This is a genomic window from Chryseobacterium soldanellicola, from assembly GCF_900100115.1.
GTDB lineage: Bacteria > Bacteroidota > Bacteroidia > Flavobacteriales > Weeksellaceae > Chryseobacterium > Chryseobacterium soldanellicola.
The window spans coordinates 889514-905114 of record NZ_FNKL01000004.1 but is presented as its reverse complement, the minus strand read 5'-3'; the positions used below and the strand labels follow the sequence as shown (position 1 = coordinate 905114).

The window sequence follows — 15601 nt, the reverse complement described above, 5'->3', positions numbered from 1 at the left end:
ATGAAATGGATTTTTGTAGCTTGTTTTCTGATTTCCAATAGTTTATTTTCACAAAAAATCATCTGGAAAGAAAATGTAAAATTGAAATGGAGCAATTTTAAAAGTAATATTAATAATCAGCGCGGCAGCAATGTCGTTGCTTATACAAATTGCGGTTGGGTATATTCGTATGTGAAATCTTCAAATCCAAAAACACCCGTAAAAATAACTATCGAAACCGTTTTTAATGAAGATAAATCATGGAAAGATGTTAAAAAAATCAATGATTATATCTTGTTGCATGAACAAAAACATTTTGATGTTGCCGAACTTTTTTCAAGAAAACTGCGAAAAGAAATAGCGGAAAAAATAAAGACTTCTTCCGATTTTGACAAATATTTTAAAGACATTTATAATCGTGTTTTAAAATCATATCAGGATTTCCAGAGAGCTTATGATGCCGAAACACAAAACGGTATTGTTGAAGAGAAACAATCAGAATATAATCGTATTATTGCTGAAGAGTTAGACAATTTAAAAAGTTATAAAGCCTCTTGAAATTTCTCAACAAAATCATTCACGAATTATTAGCCCAAAACCCGGATCTTTCTGAGTTTAACATTGTTCTGCCCGGGAAAAGACCCATTGTTTTTATCAAACAGATTTTAGAGGAAAATAAATATTCAGGGTTTCTTCCGAATTTTTTTACTATTGAAGAATTGATAGACAGAATTGCTGATAAACAAGCGATTCAGGGAATTTCTTTATGGCTTTTTGCGTTTGACGTGTACAAAAGCCTGAATCTTATCCCCAATGATGATTTTGCTGAATTTTTAAAATGGTTCCCGACTTTGCAGAAAGATTGGGACGATATGTTAAAATTTTCAGACGGTGATCAGGCAGTTTTACAGTATATGTTTGATGAAGAAAGAATTAAAGACTGGGCCCAAAACCTCGGAGATGATGAAGATGTTCCTAGAAAAAAATTCCTTAATTTCTGGAGAAATATGAATATTTTCCTTCCCGTTTTAAAAGAGAAATTAAACGAAAGAAATTGGGCAACATCAGGAATGATTCACGAAACGGCAAAGAAAAAAATTGAAAATTTTGCCAAAAATACTTCTGAAAAATTTGTTTTTTGTGGCTTTAATGCCTTTACTCCGGTTGAAGAAAAATTGGTTCGAAGCCTTTTACAGTGGGATAAAGGACAATGCTTCTTTCAGGCTGACCATTATTATTTTGATGATGAAAGGCAGGAAGCCGGAAAATTTCTCCGAAATCATAAAACATGGAAGGAATTCAATGATAGCAGAGTTTTTCAATGGATTGAAGATGATTTTAACCAGCCAAAAAATATAAAAGTTTACGAAGTTTCAGGAAACGTTACTCAGACAAAAATCCTTCCTGAAATTTTCAAAGAAATCGACAATAAAACCTATTCAAATACCGCAGTTGTTTTACTCGACGAAAATCTGCTGCCTGCAAGCTTAGATGTAATGTATGGTGTTCAGAATCTGAATATTACAATGGGTTTTCCTTTAAAGAATCTGTCGTTTTCAAATGCAGTGAAACAGCTTTTTTATCTTCAGAAACAGCTTGAAAAAAACAAATCTTCCTACTATTACAAAGATATATTTCCTATCTTGGAAGAGCTTCCCAAATCTATTGAAGATGAAGAAGTTATCTCTCAATTTAAATCAAAAATAGAAGAAAGGAATATTGTTTATATATCGAGAAAGCTTTTGGTAGAAATGTTAAGTGGACTTTCTTATTTTAACCTTCTTCAAAAAGCCGGTTCCACAAACGAATATTTAGATATTCTTATCGATTTTTGCAAGCATGTAAAATGGCTGGAAATAGATGATATTCAATACGAAAACGTCTCTCACTTCGAAAATGCTTTCAGAATTATAAAGAATCAGATCTTACCCTATAATTTTGAAATTAAAATGGAAACGCTGGAGATTTTGATCAATCAGCATATTAATTCTGAAAGTATTGATTTTCAAGGTGAACCGTTGCGTGGATTACAAATTATGGGACTTTTGGAAACCCGTCTCCTGAATTTTGAAAACGTAATCATGCTTTCTGTAAATGAAGGAAAATTACCGTTGGGAAATTCACAAAATACTTATATTCCTTTTGATATCAGAAGGTTTTTTGATCTTCATACTTTCCTGGAAAATGACAGCATTTATGCTTATCATTTCTACCGGTTAATCCAGGATGCCAAAAATGTTCATTTACTTTTTAATGCCTTAAGCTCAGGTGTAAATACGGGTGAAAAAAGTAGATTTATTACACAAATTGAAATGGAGAGCTCTCATCATATCGAGCATTTGATTATTGAAAATTCTTCAGAGCCAATTTTAAGCCAGCCGATTGAATTTACGAAGACAGATATTGTGCTGGAACGACTGGAAAAATGGAAGGAAAAAGTTTCCGCTTCACACCTTACAAGCTACCTTTATAATCCGATTGATTTTTATCTTTCAAAAATTTTAAATACCTCTGAAACAGACGAAATTGAAGAAGAGCTTTCTGTAAAAAATTATGGAAATTTAGTTCATTATTCACTTCAAGAAATATATGAAGTATTAAAAGGTAAAGTATTAAAAGAAAATGACTTAAAGGAATCAATTAAAGCAATAGATAAATATATAGAAATTGCAATTGAAAAGCTAAAGCATCAGCCTGAATTTTATGAAAAAGGAATGAATTTCATTCATAAAGCAATTGCTAAAAAAGTCATTGAAAGCATATTAAATCACGATCTTGATCTTGTTAAAAAAGGAAATAAACTTGAAATAATTGCCATTGAAAGAAGGTTTGAAAATGTAGATTTTTATCTTGATGAGAATGATAAAATAACGTTTTTCGGATTTATTGACAGGATTGACCGTTTGAACGGGACGGTGAGAATTATTGATTATAAAACGGCTAAAATCAAAAACTTAACAGTTAAAATTGATGAAGAAAATGTGGATTCATATTTTCATAATGGTGAGCGTAAACAGGCTTTACAACTATGTATTTATCAATATGTTGTTCAGAGTCTTCCTGAATTTTGGGGACTTCCGGTTGAAACGGGAATCTGGAGCTTTGCGGAAGCCAGAAAAGGAGTTGTTTCTCTGCAATTTGACAAAGGAAATATTGATGATGCAATGAAATCCATTAAAAGCCTGATTCTGGAAATTTTAAACCCAGACATTAATTTTATAGAAAATATTAAATCTTATCAATAATGCACTCCATTTCTGAAGTGCATTTTAACAATTGATATAAAGGAAACTGCAGGAATTACAGCTGTATTTTTTTATTGATTATTTTGCCATTGCTTACCGTGATTTGGACCAAATAAATGCCTGATTGTAAGCTGTTTGATTCAAATTGAGTTTTCTTAACTTCCTGATTTTGAATCAATGCACCGGAAATACTATAAATCGTAACATTTTTGATTTCATTTTTCGATTTTACAAAAACCTGGTGATTTTGAGTGTAAACTTCCGCTGTATTTTCTGAAGCAAGTCCGTTGATTTGTTTATCAAATTGAAGATTATAAAATTGAGTAACAATTTCAAACGTATGATTTTGATTATCAATATCATTTAGATTAATTCCTCCATCTGTTTTAAATTGCTCCTTTGAAATACTTTTAACCAAATTTTTGTCTTTATCAAAGATATTTACCGATAATATATCATCAGTATTGATCTTTAAGCTTAAAATATTATTGTTTTCAGAGGTAACAATTTGATTTTCAGCTATAATCTGAGGGGTATTTTTGATATAAGGAATAAATTTATCTGTATTATTTTCGGCAACTTTTAACAAATAAACACCATCTTTTAAGGTTGATAAGTTGTTGGTAATTATTGCTTTACGTTCAGCTTTTTGGGTGTTAAAATCTGTAATTTCAACGAGATTCATGTCTTTTACATCCGGTTTAATCTGAGAAGTAAACAGCGAATTTGTTTTTGGTTGATTTTCTCCGGTATTTTTTGAAGTTAACATTGCCCATTCATTGAAAAGTCCGCCACTTCTTAAAGAATTGAACTTTGCATTTGACGCTAGCACAAAAGGTAAAATTCCTCCTGCGTGTCCTAAAGGCCCCCAATAAAAAGCTTCCAGCTTGTATTTATTCAAGTCCCACCAAGGATAATAACCACGCTGAGTATCAATTGTTTTGGAGGTATTTTCCGGATGAATTGCAAGATCTACCGTAGAATGACCCAACGTCATCGGGGTTTTGTTATACCAATCGTAAACATCGCTAGCCCGTAAGCATTGTCTTAGTTTGCTGTTGTTATTATTTGTGGCATCATTAACGAAATTTGTTGTGAAAAGTTTTCTCCAAATCAATGGTCCCCATAATAATCCACCATGCTCATTGATCACATTTTCGTTATATTTATCAAGGTATTCTGCAGAAATCACCTCTGAAATATTGTTAGTATAAGTTTTATAACCTACATTATTACAGGTATTTACAACATTAGCTAAAAATGCTGTAAACGGATAAACATCTTTTTCAATGATTCCTTTTTGCAAAGTTACTCCCGAAAAATCGTAAGGTCCGTCTCCCATGTAAGCATATTTGAAATTCAGGTTATTGGGATTTGAAATATTTAACTTTTTTAAAGTTGACATTGCAGCGTGAGCACCTTGAGAATAGCCGGTCAGGAAATATTCATCATACCTTTTTATGTTTAACTGAGTTAAAACTTTATTGGCTGCAGCCACGAAATTGACAGTAGCTGAGGCTTCGGTAGGATAGTGTACATAAGGATGTGTACCATCGCCTGTTCCCATCCCTACATAATCAGGTGCCATCACAATATAACCGTTAAGGGCATATGAAAGTTCAACAACAAAGCCACCATACAAAGTACCTTTTAGATTGGATGGAACATTATTTCTGGTATCTGTTGTGCCATGCTCGGAAACAACCGTGGAAAGCTTGTAATTTACGTTTGGAAACATCACAAGACCTGTTGCTTTAACCAGCGTATTGTTTTCGTTTTTAGTGTAATAAGTGATTTTGAAAGCTTTCAAGCCGATATTAAAACCATTCAGATAATTCACAAAATCTGGCGTGCTTTCTTCTCCGAGACTGCTTGCGATAAAATTAACGGCTCCCTGCGGCGTTAAATCAAGTTTTTGTTCAAAGCTTACTACATCGCCTGCCTGTTGCGAAAAGTAAAACGGTGAAACAAGACTTAATAATAAAAGATTAATCTTTTTCATAATTCATATTTTTATTGGTTGTTAAATTAGTTTTATTTAATAAAATTGCAACTACTTTGTTTAATTAATAATTATTCGTCGAATACAAATTCTGCATTGACCAATAAAAAAGCCTGGTAAGCAGACCAGGCTCTTCATTATTTATATTTTAATTTTAAAAAGCATTGAAACCCGTAATATCCATTCCTGTAATCAATAAGTGAACATCGTGCGTACCTTCATAAGTAATCACAGATTCAAGGTTTGCGGCATGTCTCATCATCGGGAATTCACCCATAATACCCATTCCTCCAAGGACTTGGCGTGATTCTCTTGCAATATCAATAGCCATTTTCACATTATTTCTTTTTGCCATAGAAATTTGTGCAGGAGTTGCTTTATGATCGTTCTTAAGTGTTCCCAATTGTAAGCAAAGTAACTGAGCTTTAGTAATTTCAGTTAAAAATTCTGCCAATTTTTTCTGCTGTAACTGATAGGAGCCGATGGGTTTCCCGAATTGCTTTCTTTCTTTTGAATATTGAACGGCAGTGCAATAACAATCAATTGCAGCACCGATTACACCCCATGAAATCCCGTATCTTGCTGAATTTAAACATGATAAAGGGCCTTTTAATCCTGTAACTCCGGGAAGTAGATTTTCTTTAGGAACTTTTACATTATTAAATACCAATTCCCCTGTTTTTGAAGCTCTTAAACTCCATTTATTATGGGTTTCAGGTGTTGTGAAACCTTCCATGCCTCTTTCTACAATCAGTCCCTGTACTTTTCCTTCTTCATTTTTAGCCCAAATTACAGCAATATCACATAAAGGCGCGTTGGTAATCCACATTTTGGCACCGTTTAAAAGATAATGATCACCCATATCTTTAAAATGAGATTCCATAGAACCGGGATCTGACCCGTGGTTAGGCTCTGTTAAGCCAAAAGAACCGATCATTTCACCGGAAGCTAACTGAGGTAAATATTTTCTTTTTTGTTCCTCAGAACCAAATTCATTGATAGGAAACATCACCAGAGAACTCTGTACAGAAGCCGCAGAACGTACCGCAGAATCGCCCCTTTCCAATTCCTGCATAATGAGACCGTACGAAATCTGATCTAACCCGGAACCGCCGTATTCAACAGGAATATAAGGCCCAAGCGCACCGATTTTTCCCAATTCCTTCATTAAGTTGGGTAAATCTGTATGGTTTTGTGCAGCCTGATCGATTTGCGGCATTACAAAACTTTCGACCCATTCTCTTATTGATTGGCGGATCAGCTTGTGTTCTTCGGTAAGTAAAGCATCAATTCCGTAATAGTCTGGAATGCTTGTAAGAGGATAATATGACATGTAATTTAATTTTCCTAAAAATAGCACTTTTCATCATTTCAGGAAAATTTTTTTGAATGTCTTTTTAAAGATAGATTTAACTAAAAATTTTAGACCTCTTCTTCATTCGAAAACGGGTAGTGATTGGTCGGATTATAAATTCTGTTTTTAAATTTATACAGATATGGCGCTTTGTTGGCAGAACCGTCGTAAAGCTTTTCCAGTCTTTCTAAAATGTTTAAGCTCAATATTTTACGTTGGAAATTATTTCGCCTGAATTTTTCTCCTAAAATTGTTTCATAAAGAGACTGAAGGTCTTTCATCGTAAATTTTTCGGGAAGAAGATTGCTGGCCGCAACTTCGGTATTGATATTCATACGAAGATATTCGAGCCCGGTTTCGATAATTCTGTCGTGATCGAATGCCATTTTTGGAAGTTTATTCACCTCAAACCATTCACAAGTTTCGTTAAATGCATCAGGAAATGTATTGGCAATCGAAAAATCAATCAAGCTGCAATAACCGACTGTGATAAACCGCTGGAAAATCCAGTGATCTTTAGGAACTTTAATTCCTTTGTTATTAAGCAGGATTTGATGAACATTATTCTCCGTTCTGTCGATTCTGCCGAAAGTATGGAACTGTTTTAGGAAAATATCTTTAAGATGTGTTCTTTCATGCAAAACACGTGCTGCAGCCTCACGAAGATCTTCATCGTTAAACACGAAACCACCGGGAAGAGACCACAAATCAAGGTCATGATACTTCAGCAACAAGACTTTCAGAATGTTATTATGGAAACCAAAAATGGTGCAATCCACCGATACATGAGCTACAAAGTCTTTTGTATCAATAAGTTCCCGTAATGTTTCTTTGTTTTTTGTATCCTTGATTTCCATGACAGTAAAAATAAAATTATTTTCTATATGTTTTCTCAGCAAAATTAAAATAAATCAAACTAATTATAAGTAGCACAGTTACAGCAAGTAAAATATATAACGGATAAAAGCTCAAAAGCTGTTTTCCGAATAATAATGCCATGATAATGGAACTTACAGAACTTCCCAGTGAAGAAAAAATTACTATTAATGAAGTAAAAAGATTAATTTTTTCCTTATTGATCTTTGAAATCATTTTAGAATTGATTACAGGGTAAAGTGGTGAAAGAAATAAGCCTATCACAGGGAATAAAAACAGTAATACAAGCGAATTTTCCGAATATAAAAACTGTATTCCCAAGATGACGGTTAAGACGATTACAATTAATGATAAACATAATGTGTAATATTTTGATAATGAGAATCTTTGGATGATGCTGGATGTAATTGTTCTCCCCACATAAGAGAAAAGTGCTAAAAATGAAGATGCCTGAAGTGCAAAAAAAGAATTAACCTTTAAATGATTTTTATAGAATGACGGCAACCAGGAATTAAAGCTTTGCTCAACAAAAACGATAAAGAAAATGACGCCTAAAAAAGAAACTGTTAAAGGCGTTACAAATTCTGATAAATCAGAGATAATGCCTTTGTTTTCAGTTTTTTCAGGCTCTGAAATTGGTAATTTTGAAAATAAATAAATCGTAAGTAACGATAAAACCGAAATCGACAAAAAGCCAAATTTCCAAAATTCGGAGTACTGACTTGATATAAGCCATCCAAAGCCTGTATTGACCACAAAAATACCGATCATAAATGATGCTTCAACGCTATTCATGGTTTTCGCGAGCGATTTTTCGTCAGAAATGTTATTCCGGATAATTCCGAAAACACAAATTTTACCGATTGCAAAGCACGTCCCAATTATTGCGAACCAAAGTTTATAAAACCAGAATACTTCAACAAAAGGTAATATTGCGGAGCAGATTCCGACAACAATTAACGCAAAAATCAATGCCTTTTTTGTCCCGATTTTACTGATAAAATTAACGGCAAAAAGTGAAATAAACGCAATTGGAAGATCCTTAAAAGATTCTAAAAATCCCAATTTATCATATGTGATTTTCGCCTCCGAAAGTTGAAGAATTACAATGCCCATACAGTTCAAAACCATTGAAAAAATTAGAAAAGTCAGTTTTAACGGAAGTGAAATATTGGCCGGCTTGGATATCATTTTGGGGATCTTTTTTATTGATTTTTTATGAAAAATTATGATTTATTGGCTAAAATTTATGCCTTTCAACCCCCAAAAATAAACGAAAAATTAAAATAATTATTAATATAATGTTAATTATTTAAAAAAAAATATATTTTTATTGTCTCAATTTGAGAATTAAAAAACTAACTGTATATGAATGTAAGAATAACTAGAAGTTTGGGAATGGTTGCAGTGCTATATTTTACTGCAAATTTCAGTGCCCAGAACACGGCCAAAGACACGCTTCCAAAAGAGCAAAAAATTGAGGAAGTGGTAATGATCGGTTATGGTACTCAAAAAAAGAGTAATGTAACAGGAGCGATCTCAAGTATTAAAGCCAGCGACATTGAAAATATTCCGGCCGGTAAGCCTGAACAGGTTTTACAGGGGAGAGCTGCCGGTGTGAATGTAATCTCGAACTCCGGGCAGCCTGGCTCTGCAGCGACAATTCGTGTAAGGGGTATTACGAGTTATTATTCAAACAACGATCCGCTTTGGGTAGTTGACGGGATTGTTGTAGATGGTATCGGTTGGCTTAATCAATCAGACATCGAAAGCATGGAAGTATTGAAAGATGGTGCTTCTTCTGCAATCTATGGTGTATCTGCCGCAAGAGGGGTAATTTTGGTAACGACTAAAAAAGGTAAAAAAGGAAGATTAAATATCTCTTATAACGGGTTTTATGGTACAGCAAGAGCTGCAAGAAAACTAGATCTTCTGAACGCAACTCAGTACGGAACCATTTTAAATGAAGCTTATGTAAATGGCGGGCAGAACCCTGTATTCCAGAATCCACAATCTTTAGGGCAAGGAACAGATTGGCAGGATGTTATCTTTGGTACAGGAGAAAGATCAAACCATGAGGTAAGCATCAGCGGAGGAAACGAAAAGTCTACTTTCTATGGCTCATTCGGATATTTTGATCAGACAGGTATCATTATGAGTGATATTTCTTATTACAAAAGGTTAACAGGGCGTTTAAACTCTACTCATAAAGTTACAGATTGGTTAACAGTTGGGCAAACTTTTGCTTATACCCACACAAAATCTCAAGGAATTAATGCAAATGGTGAATTTGGAGGACCTTTGAGCTCTGCCGTAAACTTAGATCCTACAACGCCTACGGTTGTAACCGATATGTCTACTGTAAATCCAAATACCTATTCAAATCCTAATATTGTAAGAGATCCTTATGGAAATCCTTACGGAATTTCTACTTTGGTTGGTCAGGAAATGTCTAACCCGCTTGCTTTCAGATATACACAATTAGGAAACAGCGGATGGTCTGATGATTTTATTGCCAATATTTTTGCAGAAGTGAAATTCGCGAAAGATTTTACTTTCAAATCATCAATTAACGGTAAAAAAGCGTATTGGGGAAACCAAAGCTTTACACCGCTTTTCTATTTAAATCCAAATTACAGTAATTTAAATTTCAACAGCTTAAGCAGAACAACACAACAAAAACTGGAGTGGAGTTTTGAAAATACAGTAAACTGGCAAAGAAAATTTGGCGAGCATAGTTTAAATGTTTTGGCAGGAACAGGTTATTACGAATACAACATCGGATTCGGACAAACTGTAACGCATACAAATTTGCCGATCAGCAGCTATGAAGATGCTTCGTTTAATTATTATGTTCCTCAGGATCAGAAAAATATGAATGCCTGGGATAATATTAATACACATAAAGCATCTTATTTTGGAAGAGTTGTGTATGATTATGCAAATAAATATTTATTCACAGGAACGATCAGACGTGACGGATCTTCCAAGTTCGGTGCAAACCATCATTGGGGAAATTTCCCTGCATTCTCTGTAGGTTGGAATGTGGATAAAGAAAATTTCTGGCCTGAAAATAAAATCGTTAATACATTAAAGATTCGTGGAGGATACGGTGTTTTAGGAAATGACGGGATCGGAGATTTCCTGTTTGCCAACTTCTATGTACCGGGAGCCAATTACACAAACGGAAACAACGTAATTATGCCTGGATATATTCCTAATACGCTGGCAAACCCGGATCTGAAATGGGAATCTACTTCTCAGCTGAATATTGCAACAGATATTAAATTCTTAAATAATTTCAATTTAACGGTTGATTATTACAAAAAGAAAACTTCAGATATCTTAAGACAGGTTCAGATTCCTGGTTATGTTGGGGTGACTGTTGCTCCGACCGCAAACATCGGAGATATGGAAAATGAAGGAGTAGAAGTGGAATTAGGATACAAGAAAAACTGGACAGATTTCGGAGTTTCAGTTAACGGAAATTTTGCTTATCTGAAAAATACGGTTACAAGCCTTGAGCAGGGAAGATTATATATCGACGGGCCAGGGTTTCAGTCAATGGGTCCTGTTTCCAGGATTCAGGTTGGGGAATCTTACGGCTCTTTCTACGGATATAAAAATTTAGGTATTTTCCAGAATCAGGATCAAATTAATGCTTATAGAAATGCAAACGGCCAGCTGATACTTCCTGATGCAAAACCCGGAGATTTTATCTGGGCAGACAGTAACGGAGATGGAAAAATCACTGATGCTGATAAAGTAAATTTAGGAAATTCTGTTCCGAAATATACTTTTGGTATGACGGTAAATCTTAACTATAAAAATTGGGACTTCATGGTTTTTGCCCAGGGACAGGCAGGAAACAAGATTTTCCAGGGTCTTAGACGTCTTGATATTTTAAATGCAAACTATCAGACGGCTATTTTGGATCGTTGGACAGGGGAAGGAACTTCTAACACAACGCCAAGAGTTACAACGAATGATACAAACCATAATTACACCTGGATGTCAGATTATTATCTGCAAAAAGGAGATTATGTAAGAGTAAAACTGGTTCAGCTGGGATATACGCTTCCTGTGAGCATGACACAAAATTTCGGTGTGGGTAAACTTCGTTTTTATGTAACTGCTGAAAATCTTTTCACTTTTACAAAATACACAGGATACGATCCTGAAATTGCTGCCGGTGACAGCTTCGGTATCGACAGAGCATATTACCCTCAGGCTAAAACTTTCCTTTTTGGAGCAAATGTTACATTCTAATACGATTTAAAATGAAAAATAAAATATTTAAAATAAGCATAGCAGCATCATTATTACTAGGAACAGGATTAATGAACGTTGCCTGTACTACTGATAATCTTGAAGATGTAAAAAATCTTGGTGCATTTGATACAAGTAATTTCTTCAGAAATGAGCAAGAATGTTTTTTTGCCCTCGTTGGAGCTTATGATCCGGTAAGAAAATATGCGGGAGGTTTTGAAAACATGGTGACATTTTTCAATGCAGGATCCGATGATTTTTATGCGGGAGGAGGAAGCTCTACAGACGGAGCCGGAATTCAGGGGCTTTCAAATTATCAGATAAACCCTAATACCATGCCGGCAAGCTATTGGAGAGATTATTATCAGGGAATTTCAAGAACCAATGTTTTGATTGAAAAAATTCCTCAGGCTAATATGAGTGATGCAATCAAGAAGAGATTCACAGCAGAAGCTAAAAGTTTAAGAGCATTATATTATTTTGAATTATTAACAATGTTTAAAAATATTCCGTTAATTCTTACTGAAATTAATGCAAACGACGACTATTATAATATTCCTCAGGCAAACCCTAATGACGTATATGCTCAGATAGAAGCTGATTTATCGGCCGCCGTTCCAGATCTGCCTATGACGGTTTCAGGGGATCAGAGAGGAAGATTTACACAAGGTGCAGCAAGAGCATTGCTTGGAAAAGTATATTTATATGAAAATAAAAAAGCTGAAGCCGCAGCACAATTTGCTGAAGTAAACGGAACGCCGGGAGGTACAAGCCAATACGGATATAAATTAGTGCCAAATTTTGCAGACCTTTGGGTAACAGATAATAAATTTACTACAGAATCTATTTTTGAGGTAATGCATACCAATAAAGGAAATTCAGACTGGAGTTTCTGGGGGCAGGGTAATGATGAAGGCAATTCTATCAACATTATGGTGGCTCCGAGAGGTTACAGCAAAATAACAACTGATGCGCCGGACGTTGTTGCCGGTTGGGCATTTAATGCTATTACTCCTGATTTATTCAACTTTATGCAGGGAGATCCAAGAATGAATGCAACCATCTTGAATGTTAAGCTTCTTAAACAGCAAGGTAAAGCAGATTATTCGCCGGCTTATATGGATTCAGGATACTTTTTGAACAAATATATGCCTACAAAGGATGAAGTAACAACACTTCCCGGCCCTGCAGAATTAAATTATCGTCAAAACTATATCTATCTCAGATTAGCTGATACCTATTTAATGGAGGCTGAAGCATTGAATGGTTCAGGCGCAAGGGCTCAGGCTTTATTAGACGCGGTAAGAGCAAGAGTTGGTCTGGCATCGGTTCCTATTTCTATGCAAGCCGTTAAAGACGAAAGAAGAAGAGAATTGGTAGGAGAAGGCCACCGTTGGTTTGACTTGGTAAGATGGGGTGAAGCGCCGGCAAAATTAGCCTCAAGAGGTTTTGTAGCAGGGAAAAATGAAATTCTTCCTATTCCTTACACAGAGCTTACAGGAACAATCCTTAAACAAAATCCTAATTATTAATTTTTGATAGATATGATAACTAAATATATTAATAAAAGCCTTTTATTATGTTCGGCGGCTTTTTTATTGGCCAGCTGCACGCCGGATACTGTCGAGGAAGGTAACGGGCTTTCACAGGAAGCAGTAGATGCATCATTTACAGCAACAAAAACAGCAGAAAACAGATACCAGTTAAAAGCGGCTACCAACAATTATATTCTTTCAAAATGGAATATCGATGACGATGGTTATAACACAGGAAAAAGCACACAGGATATTTTCCTTCCGGATGCAGGTACTTATGTTATTCAGCACCAGGCTGTAGGAATTGGAGGTCAGGTTGCTGGTACGGCGAGCCAGACTATCGTTGTTCCTACATCGGATCCCGTTTCAGGAAATATGATTCAAGGGGGAAGATTTGATACTCCTGATGAAGTTGCAAAATGGTCAAAACATATTATCAGCCCTTCTGGCGCACAATGGGTTTTTGCTAATGGTAATGCTACAATTGTGGCAACCGGAAACAATCAGCAGGCAATTTATCAGGCTGTAAGTGTAGAAGCAGGAAAACAATATTCTATTGATATGGTGGCATCTTCTGATACTCCTTTGGTAAATACATGGTTTGAAGTGTATGTTTTAAACAGTATTCCGGCTTCAGGACAGGATGTCAGCGGACCTGTTTACAGAAATATTAATACATGGGATGGTTGTGGTACAAGCAAATTCGGAGGAAAAGTTTCATCTGTAGGGTGTAATTCTTCTAAAAACGGAGGTGTTTATACAGCTACCGCAACAGGAACTGTCTATTTGGTAATCAAATGCGGCGGACAAACCGTTAACAGCTTAAGTATCGACAAAGTTGAGTTCCGTAGAATGCAATAATTAACCATAAAATATCATATGAAATTACAATATTCATATAGTTTCGTTAGAGGTGCTGCGCTTTGCGGTGTAGCACTTCTTTCTTTTTTAAACTGTAGCAGTACATCTTCGGATATTTCAAATAATGAAAATCCCACAAACGGCGGCGGAAATTCCACAGGTGACCCTGTTGAAGTCTGGATAACAAAAGGGGATCAATCCGTAAAGCTTCAGCAGCAAAGTACAGCGTATTTTTCTAATGCTTCCGGCTCAGGAACTACCGTAGAAATTGATCCTTCACAGGTTTTTCAGACGGTTGACGGTTTCGGATATACGCTTACAGGAGGAAGTGTGGCGGTCATTAATCAGCTTTCGGCTTCCAAAAAACAAGAATTATTAAATGATTTATTCAGCAGTACAGGTATTGGCGTAAGTTATTTAAGGATAAGCATTGGAGCTTCCGATCTCAACAGTGAAGTTTTTTCTTACAATGATTTACCAACGGGACAGACTGATCTTACTCTTTCACAATTTAGCTTAAATAAAGATCAGGCGCTTATTCAGATGCTAAAAGATATTTTGGTGATCAATCCGAATATTAAAATTTTAGCAACACCATGGTCGGCCCCGCTTTGGATGAAAGACAACGGAAACAGCATCGGTGGAAGTTTGAGACCTGAATATTATAATGTATATGCGCAATATTTTGTGAAATACATTCAGGCAATGCAGGCTCAGGGAATTAAAATTGATGCCGTAACTCCTCAAAACGAGCCATTGCACCCCGGAAACAATCCAAGCATGTATATGACGGCTGCGGATCAGGGAACTTTTATTAAAAATAGCTTAGGTCCGGCTTTTCAGGCTGCCAATATCAATACTAAAATTATTGTTTATGATCACAATTGTGACAATATCGTTTATCCTTTAAGTATTTTAAATGATACAGCAGCCAATCAATATGTTGACGGTTCTGCTTTCCATTTATATGCGGGGGATATTTCGGCTTTAAATAATGTTCATAATTTATTTCCTAATAAAAACCTATATTTCACAGAACAATGGACGAGTTCTACAGGAAATTTCTCCGGAGATTTGGATTGGCACGTGAAAAATGTTATTATTGGATCAATGAGAAACTGGAGCAGAACAGCATTAGAATGGAATGTGGCAAATGACGCATCATTCGGACCTCATACACCAGGTGGCTGTACACAGTGTAAAGGTGCAGTTACGGTGACAGGAGGCTCAGGTTATGACAAAAATGTTGCCTATTATATTATTGCTCATGCCTCAAAATTCGTTCCTGTAAATTCTCAGAGAATAGCTTCTTCGCAAGGGGATAACCTTTCAACGGTGGCATTTAAAACTCCTGCGGGAAAAACTGTTTTAATTGTACAGAACAGCAATACGACAGACAAGACATTTAACATTAAATATAATCAGAAAACGGCTTCCGTAACAATGCCGGGAGTCTCAACAGCAACTTATATTTTTTAAA

General features: G+C 35.4%; 10 protein-coding genes. 6 read left to right on the top strand and 4 right to left on the bottom strand.

Going from position 1 to position 15601, the window contains the following annotated elements; all coding sequences use genetic code 11:
- A complete protein-coding gene (locus BLT04_RS18270; RefSeq protein WP_089757220.1) occupies positions 1–537 on the top strand; it encodes a DUF922 domain-containing protein in 537 nt (178 codons plus the stop codon).
- Complete coding sequence (locus BLT04_RS18265) at positions 534–3224, top strand: PD-(D/E)XK nuclease family protein (RefSeq protein WP_089757219.1); 2691 nt, start codon at positions 534–536, stop codon at positions 3222–3224. The genes BLT04_RS18270 and BLT04_RS18265 overlap by 4 nt, the downstream gene beginning before the upstream one ends.
- Before the next feature lie 55 nt (positions 3225–3279).
- Here the strand turns inward: BLT04_RS18265 and BLT04_RS18260 are convergent, their stop codons facing one another.
- From BLT04_RS18260 to BLT04_RS18245, 4 genes are all read right to left on the bottom strand, one after another.
- Positions 3280–5226 (bottom strand): T9SS type A sorting domain-containing protein, encoded by a 1947-nt coding sequence (locus BLT04_RS18260; protein WP_089757218.1) that lies wholly within the window; start codon positions 5224–5226, stop codon positions 3280–3282.
- 154 nt (positions 5227–5380) lie between these two features.
- Positions 5381–6559 (bottom strand): acyl-CoA dehydrogenase family protein, encoded by a 1179-nt coding sequence (locus BLT04_RS18255; protein ID WP_089757217.1) that lies wholly within the window; start codon positions 6557–6559, stop codon positions 5381–5383.
- An 89-nt stretch (positions 6560–6648) separates the two neighbouring features.
- Positions 6649–7437 carry an NUDIX hydrolase gene (locus BLT04_RS18250; protein WP_089757332.1) on the bottom strand — a complete coding sequence of 263 codons (789 nt, stop codon included), beginning with the start codon at positions 7435–7437 and terminating at the stop codon, positions 6649–6651.
- Between the two features lie 16 nt (positions 7438–7453).
- Entirely contained in the window at positions 7454–8647 is a 1194-nt protein-coding gene (locus BLT04_RS18245) for an MFS transporter (protein WP_228421997.1), read from the bottom strand.
- Between the two features lie 177 nt (positions 8648–8824).
- On the opposite strand from BLT04_RS18245, the gene BLT04_RS18240 reads away from it, so the two are divergent.
- Genes BLT04_RS18240 through BLT04_RS18225 form a run of 4 tightly spaced genes read left to right on the top strand, consistent with a single transcriptional unit; the run spans position 8825 to position 15600 of the window.
- A complete protein-coding gene (locus BLT04_RS18240) occupies positions 8825–11725 on the top strand; it encodes a SusC/RagA family TonB-linked outer membrane protein (RefSeq protein ID WP_089757215.1) in 2901 nt (966 codons plus the stop codon).
- An 11-nt stretch (positions 11726–11736) separates the two neighbouring features.
- Complete coding sequence (locus BLT04_RS18235; RefSeq protein ID WP_089757214.1) at positions 11737–13257, top strand: RagB/SusD family nutrient uptake outer membrane protein; 1521 nt, start codon at positions 11737–11739, stop codon at positions 13255–13257.
- A 12-nt stretch (positions 13258–13269) separates the two neighbouring features.
- Complete coding sequence (locus BLT04_RS18230) at positions 13270–14121, top strand: hypothetical protein (protein ID WP_089757213.1); 852 nt, start codon at positions 13270–13272, stop codon at positions 14119–14121.
- A gap of 18 nt (positions 14122–14139) precedes the next feature.
- Entirely contained in the window at positions 14140–15600 is a 1461-nt protein-coding gene (locus BLT04_RS18225; protein ID WP_089757212.1) for a glycoside hydrolase family 30 protein, read from the top strand.
- Position 15601 lies beyond the last annotated feature (1 nt).